The organism is Chryseobacterium sp. PTM-20240506, from assembly GCF_048296755.1.
GTDB classification, from domain to species: domain Bacteria; phylum Bacteroidota; class Bacteroidia; order Flavobacteriales; family Weeksellaceae; genus Chryseobacterium; species Chryseobacterium proteolyticum.
Genome location: NZ_CP182581.1, coordinates 536244 through 552207 on the forward strand (window position 1 = coordinate 536244; position 15964 = coordinate 552207).

The following is a 15964-nucleotide window of genomic DNA, read 5'->3' on the forward strand; positions in this document are numbered from 1 at the left end:
AATTCTTCAATTTTTTAATACCTCAATTACTTAATGGATTTCATGACATCAACAAGAACCTGAACACTTTCAATAGGCAAGGCATTGTATAGACTTGCTCTGTAACCTCCAAGGCTTCGGTGTCCGTTTAACCCATTGATTCCTGCTGCTTTCCATGCATTATCAAAAGCTTCTTTTTTAGACTCATCGACTAATCTAAAAGAAACATTCATTAGTGAACGATCCTCTTTTACACAGAACGTTTCAAACAAAGGATTGTTATCTATTTCGTCGTAAAGAAGTTTAGCTTTAGCCTCATTTCTTTTTTCTGCTGCTGCAATTCCTCCGTTTCTTTCAAGATACTGAAGTGTTAATAAAGACGCATATACCGGGAAAACCGGTGGTGTATTATACATTGATTCTTTACTGATGTGCTGTTCATAATCAAAATAAGAAGGCATGTTTTCTCTTCCTGTTTTTCCCAGGATTTCTTTTTTTACAACAACCAGTGTTACACCTGCAGGTCCCATGTTTTTCTGAGCTCCGGCATAGATTAAATCGAATTTAGTAAAATCCAGTTGTCTTGAAAAAATATCTGAGCTCATATCGCAAACCATCAATGTATCCACTTCGGGAAACGATTTCATCTGAGTTCCATAAATAGTATTGTTGGATGTGCAATGGAAGTAATCATAATCTGAAGAAACAGTATAGTCTTTTGGGATGAAAGAGTAATTTTCCTCTTTTGAAGAACCTACAACATCTACAGTTCCTACTTTTTTAGCTTCCTTTATAGCTCCGGCAGCCCAAGTTCCTGTATCCAGGTAAGCAGCTTTACCACCTACTTTCATAAGGTTGTATGGAACCATTGCAAACTGTAAGCTAGCACCACCACCTAAATATAATACTTCATAATCATCACCCAGGTTCATCAGCCTTTTTACAATGGCACGTGCTTCGTCCATCACCGCAACAAAATCCTTACTTCTGTGAGAAATTTCAAGAATAGATAACCCGATACCGTTGAAATCAAGAATAGCTTCTGCTGATTTTTGAAATACCTCTTCTGGTAAGATACATGGTCCTGCGCTGAAATTGTGCTTTTTGCTCATATTTTTATTTTTTTGGTTGTACAGGTGTTTTTAGAACCTGTGGTTTCACTTTATATTCTTAAAATAGATTTATAGAAATTATAATTAAAAAGCCGTCTCATAATTGATGAGACGGCATTTTTTATTCACCGTGTAAGAACGCTTTTTTATTTAGTAGTGCTTCTTCGGATTCTACATGATCTTCATCCGGAACACAGCAATCTACAGGACAAACTGCAGCACATTGTGGTTCTTCGTGGAATCCTTTACACTCTGTACATTTATCAGTAACAATAAAATAAACATCATCACTTACAGGTTCCTGAGGTGCATCCGCATCTACCGTTAATCCTGATGGCAATGTTACAGTACCACTTAACTCAGTACCTTCGGAAGCTTTCCAGTCTACGGCTCCTTCATATATTGCATTATTCGGGCATTCCGGTTCACAGGCTCCGCAATTAATGCATTCATCAGTTATTTTAATAGCCATCGCTAATTTTTTTTAAATTTGCACAAAATTACAAAATATTCCCCAATTTTGCAGTAATTATGAATATCGAAAATCAAGTTTTAGGACTTATTAAACTAAGTGATTATATAAGAGCGTATTTAGCAAAAAGTACGGAGGAGTTCAACGAAAGTGATTCTGAATTTGAATTATTGTTGAGAAAGTCGGAAATAGAGAACCCGTGGTTTACTATTGATAATCAGAAATTTGCTTTCCGGCAATGGGCTGAATTGCTTGCCGAAACGAATATAAAAGATTGGCTTAAAGACTATTCTGCATCTGAAACTTCAAAGCGGGTAGGGCTTATCCTGGCAGGAAATATTCCTCTTGTAGGTTGGCACGATGTGATCTCTGTTGTATTAAGTAATCATATTCCGGTGATCAAATTATCGTCAAAAGATCAATATATAATTCCTTTTTTATTAAAAAAATGGAAGGAATTTTCTGATAATAACGTGGAGTACGAATTTGTTGAAAGATTAGACAATTTTGATGCTGTAATTGCTACAGGAAGCAATAATACCGCGAGATACCTGGAATACTACTTTAAAAATCACCTGAATATCATTCGTAAAAACAGGACATCGGTTGCTGTTCTGAAAGGAGATGAAACAGAAGAAGAGCTTAAGCTTCTCGCGAATGATATTTTCCAATATTTCGGATTAGGTTGCAGAAATGTCACGAGGATTTTAATTCCTGAAGATTTCCTGATCGACAGGCTTTTTGAAAGTTTTATCGATCATAAAGATATCATCAATCATCATAAGTATGCTAATAATTATGATTATAACCGCGCAATTTATCTATTGAACCAGGATAAGTTCTGGGATAATAATTTTGTGATGTTAAAAGAAGACGATAAATTGTTCAGTCCTCTTTCTGTTATCAATTTCAGCAGGTATTCTTCAATGGATGAAGTGAGAAATTTTATTGCGGAAAATGAAGAAAATATCCAATGTATTGTGGCTAAAGATGAATTAGGATTAGACTCTATTCGTTTTGGAGAAGCCCAGAATCCGGGATTGAATACATATGCAGATAATGTGGATACCATGAAGTTCCTGGAAATAGTCTAACTTTAAGCCACCAAATCTCATAGTATGAAAAAATTGCTTTTTACCATAAGCCTCTTTACCGCGTCATTTTTATTTTCACAAAAAGTGGTAGGCTTAAAAATTCAAAATGACAACAGAAAGGAATCAACAGTAGAGCTTGATAAGGATAAAATTGCATTATATAATGAAAAGTATTTTGCATTTATACAGGCTCTGAAAACTTCTGCTGATCGTGCAACAATCGATGGTTTACTTTCTGAAAAGGTAAAGACCATCGTGACTGATAAGGTATTGCAGAAGCTTAAAGACGGGATTCAGCTGGAGAAAAAAGCTGAAGTCTTTAAATCAGGTCATCAGACGTTGATGGATGGAGTAAGCTATCCTTTTATTCAGTATAAATATTCTGATGATAAATCCCCTTTGCCAAAAGATCTCATTACTGTTTTATTTGAGGAAGATGGCAGGATTATTGGAGTAAAACCTGTCGAGAAAAAATAAATAAATTCATTATATTTAAAGAAAATATAAATTATGATTAAAGACGTTTTAGTAGCACAGTCTACCGATGTAGAGAAGGCTGCTTTTTACAAAAAAACCTATTTGCATGTTGCGCTTTCTATCCTTGCTTTTATTGGAGTTGAAACGATCTTATTGAAAACAGTTCCACAGGAGCTGATTTTTATGATGTTTGCTCAGAAGTATGCATGGTTATTGATTATCGGTGTTTTCTGGCTTGCTTCCGTTTTGGCAGCTAAATGGTCGTTGTCGCAAAGCAAATCAACACAATATTTAGGGCTTGGATTTTATGTTTTATTGGAAGCTGTTATTTTCCTGCCTTTGATTTATATTGCAATGGTATACTCTGGGCCTAATGTTATTTTTCAGGCGGCTATGTTAACCATCGCTATGTTTGCTGGTATATCGGCCGTAGCATTTACCTCCAAAAGGGACTTTTCATTCCTGAGAAACATCATTGTGATTGGTGGATTTATAGCAATTGGCCTTATTGTAGCCGGAATGATTTTCGGGTTCAATCTTGGACTTTGGTTTTCTGTAGGTATGGTGATTCTTGCTTCTGCAACCATTCTATACCAGACAAGTAAACTTAAGGATTCTTATGCTACAGATCAATATGTAGGTGCGGCTCTTCAACTTTTCGCTTCAATCATGCTTTTATTCTGGTATGTTTTAAGCATCCTGATGAGCAGAAGAAGCTAAATAATCAACACAATATATTTGAAAGATCCCGATGTTATGCATCGGGATCTTTTAGTATATCAAAGCCTTAAAAAATACAGGATGTCAATTTTTTTGTATTTTGGGCGCAACAACTTAATACCAAAACTTGATTATGGAGACAAAATTTGAAGGAGGAATTAATATTGCCATAAAAATTCCTAAAAACAAATACGAACAAACGATCTCTTTTTATAAAGATATTCTCAAAATGGAGGTTGAAGAGAAGTCTATCGACAACCCTACAGTATCAAGAACTCACGAAGTGAAGTTTGGCGGGAATACAGTGTGGCTTGATTGTGTGGATAATTATACCCATTCCGAAACATGGCTTGAGCTTAATGTGCCTGATGTACCGGCAGCGATATCTCATCTCAAGAATCATCATGTAGAAACATGTGATGAATTTGAAAAAATCCCTGATAATATGCATTGGATCACAGATCCTGCAGGGACGGTTTTTATTATTAAACAGCGTGATTGATATTGTCAAAGGCTGTAAACTAAAAAAAATCCTGATGTATTATCATCGGGATTTTTAGTATTTAGACATCAGGTGATCTAATCTTTAAATACTTTAATCTTTTAATTTTAAAATAAATTAAAACTATTTATCTATAGATCCTAATACCTTTTGTGCAAAAGAGTTTAAAGCATCTTTTTCGCTCATTCCGTTCTGAACATTAGCATGAACTTCTAACGCTCCACAGATATTGGTAATAAGCTCTCCTGCTACATTTAAATCTTCTTCACTTGTTCCTCTGAATTCACTGAAGCTTTCCAATACTTCAAGGGTCTTTTCCAGGTTTTCAGGGGTCTGATTCTGATAAAATTGTCTGATTACGGGTAACTTCATAATTATAATTCGTTGAAAAGGTTAATTAAACTTTCTGCCTGATTGGATTGAACCTGGTTAACAAGCGCTCCGTTTTTAAAGATCGCAAACGTAGGAAGATTATCTACTTTAGCCAGTTTTCTGCTTTCAGGTAATTTCTCAGCGTCTACATAAAGAAATGGAATTGCTTCATTTTCAGAAGCCAGTTTTTTGAACTTTGGTTTCATAATTCTGCAGTTTCCGCACCATGTAGCACCGTATTGAACGACTACCTTTTCATTATCGTTTACTATATTCTGTAATGTATCTTCTGTTAACTCTGTGTACATAATTGTTGTGATTTTAATTTAAAAAAAATGGGGTCTGAAAATTCAAACCCCATTATTATTTTTAGTTTTTAGCTAAATATTCAGCGGTTGAATTTCTGTCAGCTTTCATAGCCTCTTTACCTTCTTCCCAGTTTGCAGGACAAACTTCTCCATGCTTTTGAACGTGAGTATAAGCATCTATTAGTCTTAAATATTCTTTCACGTTTCTTCCAAGTGGCATATCGTTTACAGACTCATGGAAGATTTTTCCTGTTTCGTCGATAAGATATGTTGCTCTGTAAGTTACATTAGAACCTGTAAAGCTTTCATTTCCTTCTTCATCGTATTCGAAATCCTGATCTACAATTCCTAGGATGTTTGCTAATTGTCTGTGAGTATCAGCTAAAAGAGGGTAAGTTACACCTTCGATACCTCCATTGTCTTTTGCAGTGTTCAACCATGCAAAGTGTACTTCGTTAGTATCACATGAAGCTCCGATTACTTTAGTGTTTCTTTTTTCAAATTCACCTAAAGCATCCTGAAAAGCATGAAGCTCTGTAGGGCAAACAAAAGTGAAATCTTTTGGATACCAGAATAAGATAACTTTCTCTTGATTTTTAGTCGTTTGTTCAAAAATGTTGATTCTTAAATCATCACCCATTTCAGACATCGCATCGATTGTTAGATTCGGGAATTTTTTTCCTACTAAAGACATAATTTTTCTGTTTTTATATTTAAATTTTCTGTTGCAAATATAGGAATGATTTGTCTATCAAACAAATGTAAATCGATTAATAAAATCTATAATTGTTTTCAAACCGATAGAAAGAAAAAAGCTCTGAATTCAGAGCTTTTTCATTATATTTAGTAACCGAAAATTTCGTTTAAGTTGAGTTTTTTTACCTCTCCTAATTTTTTCATGTCGGCTTCATTTACTTTGTCCTGAGATGCTACAATACAGTAGGTGAAATTTTTACCTTTCATTTCCTTATCGTGGAAACTGTTAATGTCTGCGAATGACAGTTTAGGAGCCTGATCATAAACATTCTTTCTGATATCAGTAGAATTGCCCAGCTTTTGAGCTCTTAAATAAGTAAAGATGATTCCGTCCTGGGTGATTCTTTCCGAAGCGATAGATTTCTTTAAACCACTTTTAGCTGTTTCAAATAGTTGTTGAGACTGCGGTAAAGTAGTGAGAAGCTCATTCATCGCTGTAGTGGACTCATTGAATTTATCTGCCTGAGTTCCTACATAAGCAGTAATCATATCTTTATCTTCTTTTTTGCTTGGAAGAGAGAAGTAAGAATAAGTAGAATAAGCCAGGGCTTTGGATTCTCTTATGGTCTGGAATACAATTGATCCCATTCCACCTCCGAAATAATTATTGAATAAGCTTACCGTAGGAGTAATCGTTGCATTATATTGCTCTCCGTTTCTTACCCAGAAAACTTCAGCCTGAACCATGTCATAATGAGCAAATAATACTTTGGTCTTATCTGTTGGCACCTGGGTGAAAGTTTTAGACTTCGGCATATCTTTTAAGGTAGCCGGAAGCTTGTGGATGGGAGTGAGGGATGCAACGGCTTCACTTCCGGATTTCGGACCGTAATACAATACTTTGTGTTTGTAGTTGAACAAATCGTGAAGTATTTTGATCAGGTCTTCTGCTTTTAAGGCATCAAGTTCTGCATCTGTCAATACATTATTAAATGGATTTTGAGGGCCATATTGTGCGTAGCTTCTCAATCCAGCCATGATGCTGCCTTTATTCTGTTTTGCATTGGCTCTCGCTTTTTTCAATCTTGCTTTATAAGAATCTAGAGCAGCCTGGTCAGCTTCACAGTTTTTGATCAGGTCTTCGAATAAAGCTAATGTTTTATCAAAATTTTCGTTGAGACCTTCTATGGTTACATAGGTTTCCTCATTTCCGGCGCCTACGCTGAAACTTGATGCAAGTTTATAGAATTCCTTGCTGATGGTTTCGGACGATTTATTTTTGGTTCCGAGGTATTGAAGGTATTCTGCTGCCAAAGGAAGCATTTTGTTGTTCCATTTTCCTGAATCGAAGTGATAATACAGCCTGAATAATTCATTATCTGTATTTTTTACAGAAAGAACATCGATGCCGCCTAATTTATTTTTTGCGATGTCTTTATCGAAATTCAGCCAAACCGGTGCGATGGCCGACTCAGGCATTTCGTTGATCTTTTTCAGGAAAGGAGACTGGTCGTCCCTGTTTACAGAAACAGGAGTAATTGTAGGCTTATCTACTTTTACAATGTTTTTATCTTCTCCTTTTCTCTTATAGATGGCAACGTAATTGTTGTCCTGAAGATATTTGGAAGCAAAGTCCATGATATCTTTTTTAGTAAGTTTCGATATCTCTTCTACATATTCCAAAGCTGCTTTGTGGTCAATATCAGAAGTGAACTCATCCATTAAAGTACTTGCTCTTGAAGAGTATTTTTCATTATTCTGAATGATATTCTTCCTTTCGTTATTTACGATAGATTGTATAAGATCATCAGAGAATTCTCCCTTTCTTAATTTATCAATCTCCTGCAGTAACAATGTTTTAACCTGATCTAAAGATTGACCTTCTGTAGGGTTTCCTTGGAGGAAGAGAACAGAGTAGTCTTTTAAAACATAAGGGAAAGCATAGGCGGCTAATAATTTTTGTTTTTTCACAAGATCAAGGTCAATAAGTCCCGCTTGCCCGTTGGTTAGCATGCTTCCTATCAGATTCAGAAGTCTGGCATCTCTTGTTGTCGCCCCCGGAAATCTGAAGCCTATCGTGATGTTTTCTGGGTTAGGGCCAAATACTTCTTTAGTGATCGGTGCAGTAATAGGCTGCTCCTGCCCAACAGTGTAAGCAGGAATCTCCTTAGGTTTCATATAGGAGAATTCCTTATCGATTTTAATGATCATTTCATCAGGATTGAAATCTCCAGACATGATGATTCCCATGTTGTTAGGAACATAATAATTGTTAAAATATTCTCTGATTGCTTTTAGGGAAGGGTTCTTTAAGTGTTCAACGGTTCCGATTGTAGTTTGTTTCCCGTAATTGTTATTTGGAAATATGGCTGCGAACATCGCTTCATAAACTTTTCTTGAATCATTATCCAGGCCGCGGTTCTTTTCTTCATAAACTGCTTCCAGCTCCGTATGGAAAAGCCTTAAAATGGGCTGTCTGAATCTTTCTGCCTGAACAGCTAAGAATTTATCGGTAACATTTGAAGGGATGTCTTCCGTATACACCGTTTGTTCAAATGATGTAAAAGCATTGGTGCCATCTGCTCCCATTCCTGACATCATTTTATCATATTCATTGGCAATGGCATATTTCGCTGCCTCGCCGGATACTTTGTCTATTTCTTTGTAGATCTCTTTTCTCTTGGCTTCATCTTTTGTCTGATTGTATTTTTCATACAATGCATCGATCTGATCCAGCAGAGGTTTTTCTTTTGCCCAGTCTTTGGATCCGAACTTGTCGGTACCTTTAAAAAGCATGTGTTCAAGGTAATGGGCTAAACCTGTATGGTCAGCAGGGTCGGTTTTGCTTCCTGCTTTGGTAGCAATATACGTCTGGATTCTTGGGTCCTTTTTGGTTGGACTTAAAATAACAGTTAAGCCGTTTTTCAGTTTATAATATCTTGCGGCGGTTGGGTCATTGGTTACATATCGGTAAGTATAACCGTTGGCCTTAGCTTCTTTCCACTGGAAATCCTGTGCATGAACATAGCCCGTAAAACTAGCTGCTGCAATGCTTGTTGCAATAGTGATTCTCTTTAATAAATTCATCGGTTGGTATTGTTAGTTAAATTTTTCTAATAATTCCTTGATTCTTCTCATGGCCTCTCTTAGATCATCTTCTGATGCAGCATAAGAGAATCTGATGCATTCAGGGCTTCCAAAGGAAACACCGCCAACGCATCCTACATGGGCATTTTCTAAAATAAACATAGCAAAATCATCAGCATCTTTAATTTCGGTTCCGTTCAAAGTTTTGCCTATATAGTAAGAAATATCCGGAAAGAAATAGAAGGCTGCTTTAGGCAAAAGAACCTTGAATCCCGGGATTTCAGTGATCAGATCATAGACAAGATCTCTTCTTTTTTTGAAGGCATCAATCATGTATCTGTATTCTGAAGGATCTGTTTTCAGAGCAGTAATAGAAGCTCTCTGGGCCATTGTATTGGCTCCGCTGGTCATTTGCCCCTGAACTTTTTCACAAGCTTTCGCCAACCATTCAGGACATGCGGAATATCCTATTCTCCAGCCTGTCATCGCAAAAGCTTTGGACATTCCGTTGATTACGGCTGTTTGCTCATATACTTCAGGAAACTGGGCAATAGATGCTGTTTTAGTTTCATAGTTGATAAACTCGTAGATTTCATCAGAAATCACAGTGACATGAGGGTATTTAGCAATGACTTTAGCCAGGGATTTTAATTCGTCGTAAGTGTAATATCCACCGGAAGGATTACAAGGTGAACTGAATAAAACAGCTTTGGTTTTATCTGTAATCGCTTCTTCCAGCTGTTCGGCAGTGATTTTGAAATCAGTTACATAAGAGGTTGGAACCATAACGGAATTTCCGCCCATCATTTTTACCATTTCGTCATAACTTACCCAATACGGTGTTGGAAGGATCACTTCATCTCCGTCATTGATGATGGCAGCCAGAACATTTAAAATAGCTTGTTTGGCACCATTGGAAACACATATTTGTGTAGGTTTATATTCTAAATGATTATCTCTTTTTAATTTATATGCAATAGCTTCACGAAGCTCCAGAAAGCCCGGAACAGGCGAGTAATGACTGTAATTTTGATTAATGGCATCAAAAGCCGCTTGTTTTATATTGTCGGGAACATCAAAATCCGGTTCGCCAAGTGTTAAGCTGATAACGTCTATTCCGTTGGCTTTCATTTCTCTAGCCTTATTAGACATTACAAAAGTCTGCGAGTATCCAAGTCTTTTTACTCTATCTGAAAGTTTGTCCATGTAATATTTTTGTATTGTAACAAAAATATATAATAAAACTTAATTTAAATATAATATTAAAATAAAAAAAGCTTCTCAAGCTGTACGTTTTGTATATTTAAATCATCTTACATTTAATCTTATGAAATATTCTGTTCTTCTGCTGTTGATTCCGTTTATAGGTTTTTCACAAATACCTGAAAAAGACGGTGAAATAAAAAAATATGTTTCCGAGGTAAACTCAGATTCCCTGAAAAGTTATATCAACAGTCTTGTAAGTTTTAATACAAGACATACGTTAAGCAAGATAAATGATCCGGAAAATGGGATAGGAGCGGCAAGGACCTGGGTTTTAAGTAAGTTTAAAGAATTTGCAAAAAATTCAGGGGGAAGAATGGAAGTTTATTTGCAGCAGCAAGATATTCAGCCGGATGGAAAAAGGGTAGATCAGGTGACTAATCTTGGGAATGCGTGTGCTTTTTTAAGGGGGACTGACCCTGATGACAAAAGGGTTTTCCTGATTTCAGGACATCTAGATTCTCGTGTTACGGATGTAATGAACAGGACATCGTTTGCTCCAGGGGCAAATGACGATGGAAGTGGAGTAAGTGCTGTGATAGAAGCGGCAAGGGTTCTCAGCAGATCCAAGTTTCCGGCATCTATTATTTTCGTTGCTTTTTCCGGAGAAGAACAGTCGCTGCTTGGTTCTAAATTACTGGCAGAGAAAATGAAAAAGGAGAATGTGCAATTAGAAGCTGTTTTGAATAATGATATGATAGGAAATGCCAAAGCGGGAGAGACTGGTGAAATCAATGATTACACACTGCGGGTGTTCAGTGAAGGATTGCCTTATGCTGACCTGGATAAAAAAGCTTTGGGATTAAGAAATCTGGGCTTGGAAAATGATGGCGAATCCCGTCAGTTAGCGAGATACATTAAGGAGGTTGCTGAAAAATATGTGAAAAAACTTGAAGTAAAGCTGATCTACAGAAATGACAGGTTTTTACGTGGAGGAGATCATTCGAGCTTTGTGAACTATGGATTTCCTTCTGTAAGATTGACGGAATATTATGAAAATTATGATCATCAGCATCAGGATATAAGAAAAGAAAATAATAAGCAATATGGTGATCTTCCTGAGTTTATTGACTTTAATTATTTACGAAAGAATGTAGCTGCCAACGTTGCTGTATTAGCCAGTCTTGCTAAATCTGCATCAAAGCCCGAGCAGGTTGAAATAGAAGTTAAAGAACTTACCAACTCTACTGTTCTGCATTGGAAAAAACCAAAATCGGGACTGGCTGCAGGTTACTATGTGTTAGTGAGAGAAACAGATAATCCCTTGTGGCAGAAGAAAATATTTACCAAGGAGCTTTCACTGAAAATCCCGCTCTCAAAAGACAACTATATTTTTGCAGTACAAACCGTGAATACAAGCGGAAACGTAAGTGTACCGGTGATACCCGCTATTGCAAAATAATCTTATTGGCTTAAAAACCCTGATTTAGGCGACTTAATTTGAATACAACGTGAAATAAACTTATTTTTGCAAATTATAATAATTCTTATGTCTATATCGTTACTATTAAAATATTTTCCGGATCTCACAGAAAATCAGATACAACAATTTACTCAATTGGAAAGTCTCTATAATGAGTGGAATGAAAAAATCAATGTGATTTCCAGAAAAGATATGGAATCTTTATATGAAAAGCATATCCTGCATTCATTAGGGATTGCTAAAGTAATGGAGTTTTCTCCCGGAACCCGGGTTCTTGATATTGGAACGGGAGGTGGTTTTCCCGGAATTCCTTTAGCTATTTTATTTCCGGATTCTCAATTTACACTCATAGATTCCATCGGTAAGAAGATCAGTGTTGTAAATGCTGTTGCAGAAGGAGTAGGACTTACTAATGTTACTGCAATCCATGGTAGAGCTGAGAAATTAAAAGAAAAATTTCACTTTGTAGTAAGCCGGGCGGTTACTCAAATGCCTGAATTCCTAAGATGGTTGAAAGGTAAATTTGAAAAAGAACAATTTAATGCAAAGCATAATGGGGTGCTATATCTGAAAGGAGGAGATCTCGCTGAAGAACTCGCCGGTTTGAAGTGTGAAATTTATAATCTTAATACTTATTTTAAAGAAGAGTTTTTTGATACCAAAAAAGTAGTTTATTTATCGAAAGGAAATTTTAATTCTTAATTTTCGTTAACAAAGGAATAATTTTTGCTAAATATTTATTAATAATCGAAAAATATTGTGTTATGAAAAGACTTTTAAATATTGGGTTTTCTGCAATAATTTTAGGGATAGTTGTTGCTTCCTGTCATGATGATGATTATGAATCCATACAATCTATTGATAAGGTAAAAATTGATAGTGTAAAAATTTCTAAAGACACGATGAACGTTTTTGATATTCAGCATATAAAAACTTATTCTTCTTATGTGTCACAATGTGAAGGCTTCTATGGCTATGATTACATTCACAGTGATAATTTAACCAGAACGGTTACTGCTTATAAATTCCGAACTGATGCTCAATGTTCACAATCTACCCATCAGGGTATGAATCAGATCAATTTCAATCCTCAGCAGACCGGAACTTATACCTTTAAATTCTGGCAGGCAACGAACAGCTGGATCACCAAAACCATCGTAGTGAAATAATGAAGTGGACCATCTTTATTTGTCTTTTGGTATCCGTTCAGATATTCGGTCAGAAAATTATCTGGAAAGAAGATCAGAAGCTTACCTGGGATGATTTTAAAAGTCCGGTGAGCAGAAAAAGCAATAAAGATGTAGTTGCCTATACCCATTGTGGTTGGGAATATTCCGTTGTCACTTCCTCCAACCCTGCATCTCCTGTGAAAATTGAAGTTCTAACTATTTTCAATAAAGATAAGTCGTGGAAAGATGTAAAAAGGATCAATGATTATGTGTTACTCCACGAGCAAAAGCATTTTGATATTGCTGAACTATATGCCAGAAAGCTTCGGAAAGAAGTAATGGAAAACATTAAAACCGCAGGTGATTACCAGAAAAAATTCAAAGCTATTTATGACAGGGTGTTGCATGAATACAGAGATTTCCAGATTGCCTATGACAAAGAAACACAAAATGGAATGAATAAGGAAAAGCAAGCTGAATATAATACCAGTATAACGGAACAGTTAGACCAATTAAATAGCTATAAAAAGTCTTGAAATTTCTCAATAAAATCATTCACGAACTCTTAGCCCAAAATACAGATTTATCCGTATTTAATATTGTTATTCCCGGAAAAAGGCCCATTGTTTTTATCCGTCAGATCCTTGAGGAAAATAATTATTCAGGATTTCTGCCCAACTTTTATACGATAGAGGAACTTATTGACCGTATTGCGGATAAGCAACCCATTCAGGGGATTGCCCTGTGGCTTTTTGCGTTTGATGTCTATAAAAGTCTTAACCTGATTCCCAATGATAATTTCTCTGACTTTCTGAAGTGGTTTCCTACTTTACAAAAAGACTGGGATGATATTTTGAAATTTTCGGATAGTGATGAAGTAGTACTCCAGTATATGTTTGATGAAGAGAGGATCAAGGAATGGGCTCAGAATTTAGGAGAAGATGATGATGTTCCAAGGAAAAAGTTCCTTAATTTCTGGAGGAATATGAATATTTTTCTTCCTGTTTTAAAAAAGAAATTACAGGAAAGGAATTGGGCTACTTCAGGAATGATCCATGAAACAGCTAAAGCTAAAATAAACGATTTCGCCAAGGCGACCGACCAGCAGTTTGTATTCTGTGGGTTTAATGCTTTCACTCCTGTGGAAGAAAAGCTGGTGAGAAGTTTGCTCCAATGGGATAAAGGACAGTGCTTTTTCCAGGCGGATCATTACTATTTCGATGATGAAAGACAAGAAGCCGGAAAGTTTCTGAGAAATCATAAGTTGTGGAAGGAGTTTAATGACAGCAGGGCTTTTCAGTGGATCGAAGATGATTTTAACCAACCTAAAAACATCAAAGTTTATGAAGTATCCGGTAATGTAACTCAAACAAAAATACTGCCTGAAATATTCAGTGAAATTGAGAACAAAACCTATTCGAATACTGCATTGGTGCTGCTGGATGAAAATCTGCTTCCGGCAAGTCTGGATGTTATGCATGGTATTGACCATCTGAATATTACCATGGGGTTTCCTCTGAAGAATCTCTCTTTTTCCAATGCTGTCAAACAGCTTTTCTATCTCCAGAAACAATTGGAAAAAAATAAATCCTCATATTATTACAGGGATTTGTTTCCCATCCTCGAAGAGCTCCCGAAATCACCTGAGGATGAACAGATTATCAACCATTTTAAAGCAAGGATAGAAGAGAGAAATATCGTTTATATATCCCAGAAGCTATTACGGGAACTTTTAAGCGGACTCTCTTATTTTCATTTACTTCAAAAGGCAGATTCAACAGGACGATACCTTGACATGCTTATTGATTTTTGTAAGAAGATTAAATGGTTGGAAATAGATGATATCCAATATGAAAATGTTTCCCATTTTGAAAATGCATTCAGGATCATTAAAAATCAGGTGACCCCTTATGATTTTGAGATTAAGATGGAAACGCTTGAAATACTTATTAATCAGCATATTAATTCCGAGAGTATCGACTTTCAGGGAGAGCCTTTAAGAGGATTGCAGATCATGGGATTGCTGGAAACCAGGCTTTTAAATTTTGAGAACGTGATTCTGCTATCTGTAAATGAAGGAAAGCTGCCATTAGGAAATTCGCAGAATACTTATATTCCTTTTGATATAAGGAAGTTCTTTGATCTTCACACCTTTTTGGAAAATGATAGTATTTATGCCTACCATTTTTACAGGCTGATTCAGGATGCTCAGAATGTACATCTTTTATTCAATGCTTTAAGTTCAGGCGTTAATAGTGGTGAAAAAAGCCGTTTTATTACCCAGATTGAAATGGAAAGCTCACACAATATCGAGCACCTGATTATAGAAAATTCCTCCGAACCCATTTCCTCTCAGCCTATTGAAATCAATAAAACGGATATTGTTCTGGAAAGACTTGAAAAATGGAAAGAAAAAGTATCTGCTTCCCATTTGACGAGTTACCTTTATAATCCTATCGATTTTTATTTATCAAAGATTTTAAATACATCGGAAACTGATGAAATCGAAGAAGAATTGTCTGTTAAAAATTACGGAAATCTGGTTCATTATTCACTTCAAGAAATATATGAAGTACTTAAAGGTAAGATATTAAAAGAAAATGATTTAAAAGAATCAATTAAAGCAATAGATCAATATATCGATATAGCAATTGAAAAGCTTAAACACCAGCCGGAATTCTATGAAAAGGGAATGAATTTTATCCATAAAGCAATTGCAAAAAAAGTAATTGAAAGCATTCTTACTTACGATCTGGATCTTGTAAAGTCAGGAAACAAACTGGAAATTATTGCCATCGAAAGAAGGTTTGAGAATGTGGATTTTTATCTGGACGACATCACAAAAGATAAAGTTTCTTTCTTTGGATTTATAGACCGCATAGACCGCCTCAACGGAACTGTAAGGATTATCGATTACAAGACCGCAAAAATTAAAAATCTGATCGTAAAAATTGATGCTGATAATGTAGATGCCTATTTTCATAACAGCGACAGAAAACAGGCTCTTCAGTTGTGTATTTATCAGTATGTAATTCAAAGTCTTCCTGAATTCTGGGGTTTTCCTGTTGAAACCGGGATCTGGAGTTTCGCAGAGGCAAAAAAAGGGGTTGTTTCCCTGCAATTTGAAAAAGGTGGTATTGATGAAGCTATGAAATCGGTACGTAGTCTTATTCTTGAAATTCTTAACCCTGAGGTTAGTTTTAAAGAAAATATCAAATCATTTACTAATTAAGCTGAATGAATGCTGATGTTCACAGAGTTCTTCCTATAAAAAAAGCTGCGTTATATAT

At 35.9% G+C, this 15964-nt stretch carries 16 protein-coding genes; 9 read left to right on the top strand and 7 right to left on the bottom strand.

From position 1 onward, the window contains the following. Nucleotides 1-26: 26 nt before the first annotated feature. Together serC and ACNFU2_RS02135 are read right to left on the bottom strand one after the other, a co-directional pair. Nucleotides 27-1091 (bottom strand): 3-phosphoserine/phosphohydroxythreonine transaminase, encoded by a 1065-nt coding sequence (gene serC, locus ACNFU2_RS02130; RefSeq protein ID WP_306611988.1) that lies wholly within the window; start codon nucleotides 1089-1091, stop codon nucleotides 27-29. 121 nt (nucleotides 1092-1212) lie between these two features. Further along, a complete protein-coding gene (locus tag ACNFU2_RS02135) occupies nucleotides 1213-1563 on the bottom strand; it encodes a 4Fe-4S binding protein (protein ID WP_048510542.1) in 351 nt (116 codons plus the stop codon). Nucleotides 1564-1622: 59 nt separating this feature from the next. Here ACNFU2_RS02135 and ACNFU2_RS02140 point away from each other — a divergent pair, with 59 nt between their 5' ends. The 4 genes from ACNFU2_RS02140 to ACNFU2_RS02155 all read left to right on the top strand — a co-directional run bounded on the left by ACNFU2_RS02140 (nucleotide 1623) and on the right by ACNFU2_RS02155 (nucleotide 4356). Next, nucleotides 1623-2657: an acyl-CoA reductase gene (locus tag ACNFU2_RS02140; RefSeq protein WP_418123514.1), complete on the top strand. Its 1035-nt coding sequence runs from the start codon at nucleotides 1623-1625 to the stop codon at nucleotides 2655-2657. Nucleotides 2658-2681: 24 nt separating this feature from the next. Continuing rightward, on the top strand, nucleotides 2682-3134 hold the full coding sequence (locus ACNFU2_RS02145; protein ID WP_418123515.1) for a peptidylprolyl isomerase: 453 nt from the start codon (nucleotides 2682-2684) through the stop codon (nucleotides 3132-3134). A gap of 33 nt (nucleotides 3135-3167) precedes the next feature. Continuing rightward, nucleotides 3168-3854 (top strand): Bax inhibitor-1 family protein, encoded by a 687-nt coding sequence (locus tag ACNFU2_RS02150; RefSeq protein WP_345988903.1) that lies wholly within the window; start codon nucleotides 3168-3170, stop codon nucleotides 3852-3854. Between the two features lie 133 nt (nucleotides 3855-3987). Next, nucleotides 3988-4356, top strand: coding sequence for a VOC family protein (locus ACNFU2_RS02155; RefSeq protein WP_418123517.1), 369 nt, complete (start codon nucleotides 3988-3990; stop codon nucleotides 4354-4356). 123 nt (nucleotides 4357-4479) lie between these two features. Here the strand turns inward: ACNFU2_RS02155 and ACNFU2_RS02160 are convergent, their stop codons facing one another. From ACNFU2_RS02160 to ACNFU2_RS02180, 5 genes are all read right to left on the bottom strand, one after another. Further along, the gene (locus ACNFU2_RS02160; protein WP_027375263.1) at nucleotides 4480-4728 is read right to left on the bottom strand and encodes a DUF6952 family protein; all 249 of its coding nucleotides are present in this window, start codon (nucleotides 4726-4728) and stop codon (nucleotides 4480-4482) included. A gap of 2 nt (nucleotides 4729-4730) precedes the next feature. Then, nucleotides 4731-5036, bottom strand: coding sequence for a thioredoxin family protein (locus tag ACNFU2_RS02165; RefSeq protein ID WP_172283318.1), 306 nt, complete (start codon nucleotides 5034-5036; stop codon nucleotides 4731-4733). Nucleotides 5037-5097: 61 nt separating this feature from the next. Further along, entirely contained in the window at nucleotides 5098-5730 is a 633-nt protein-coding gene (locus ACNFU2_RS02170; RefSeq protein ID WP_172283316.1) for a peroxiredoxin, read from the bottom strand. A gap of 149 nt (nucleotides 5731-5879) precedes the next feature. Then, nucleotides 5880-8819 carry an insulinase family protein gene (locus ACNFU2_RS02175; protein WP_418123521.1) on the bottom strand — a complete coding sequence of 980 codons (2940 nt, stop codon included), beginning with the start codon at nucleotides 8817-8819 and terminating at the stop codon, nucleotides 5880-5882. A 12-nt stretch (nucleotides 8820-8831) separates the two neighbouring features. Next, nucleotides 8832-10025 (bottom strand): pyridoxal phosphate-dependent aminotransferase, encoded by a 1194-nt coding sequence (locus tag ACNFU2_RS02180; protein ID WP_172283312.1) that lies wholly within the window; start codon nucleotides 10023-10025, stop codon nucleotides 8832-8834. Between the two features lie 121 nt (nucleotides 10026-10146). On the opposite strand from ACNFU2_RS02180, the gene ACNFU2_RS02185 reads away from it, so the two are divergent. The 5 genes from ACNFU2_RS02185 to ACNFU2_RS02205 all read left to right on the top strand — a co-directional run bounded on the left by ACNFU2_RS02185 (nucleotide 10147) and on the right by ACNFU2_RS02205 (nucleotide 15906). Beyond that, a complete protein-coding gene (locus tag ACNFU2_RS02185; RefSeq protein WP_418123523.1) occupies nucleotides 10147-11484 on the top strand; it encodes a M20/M25/M40 family metallo-hydrolase in 1338 nt (445 codons plus the stop codon). Between the two features lie 87 nt (nucleotides 11485-11571). Continuing rightward, nucleotides 11572-12207, top strand: coding sequence for a 16S rRNA (guanine(527)-N(7))-methyltransferase RsmG (rsmG, locus tag ACNFU2_RS02190; protein ID WP_273647805.1), 636 nt, complete (start codon nucleotides 11572-11574; stop codon nucleotides 12205-12207). Between the two features lie 62 nt (nucleotides 12208-12269). Continuing rightward, nucleotides 12270-12674, top strand: a complete 405-nt coding sequence (locus ACNFU2_RS02195) for a hypothetical protein (protein WP_418123525.1) — start codon at nucleotides 12270-12272, stop codon at nucleotides 12672-12674. Next, a complete protein-coding gene (locus tag ACNFU2_RS02200) occupies nucleotides 12674-13210 on the top strand; it encodes a DUF922 domain-containing protein (protein WP_273647807.1) in 537 nt (178 codons plus the stop codon). The genes ACNFU2_RS02195 and ACNFU2_RS02200 overlap by 1 nt, the downstream gene beginning before the upstream one ends. Then, nucleotides 13207-15906, top strand: a complete 2700-nt coding sequence (locus tag ACNFU2_RS02205) for a PD-(D/E)XK nuclease family protein (protein ID WP_273647808.1) — start codon at nucleotides 13207-13209, stop codon at nucleotides 15904-15906. Before ACNFU2_RS02200 ends, ACNFU2_RS02205 begins: the two co-directional genes overlap by 4 nt. Nucleotides 15907-15964 lie beyond the last annotated feature (58 nt).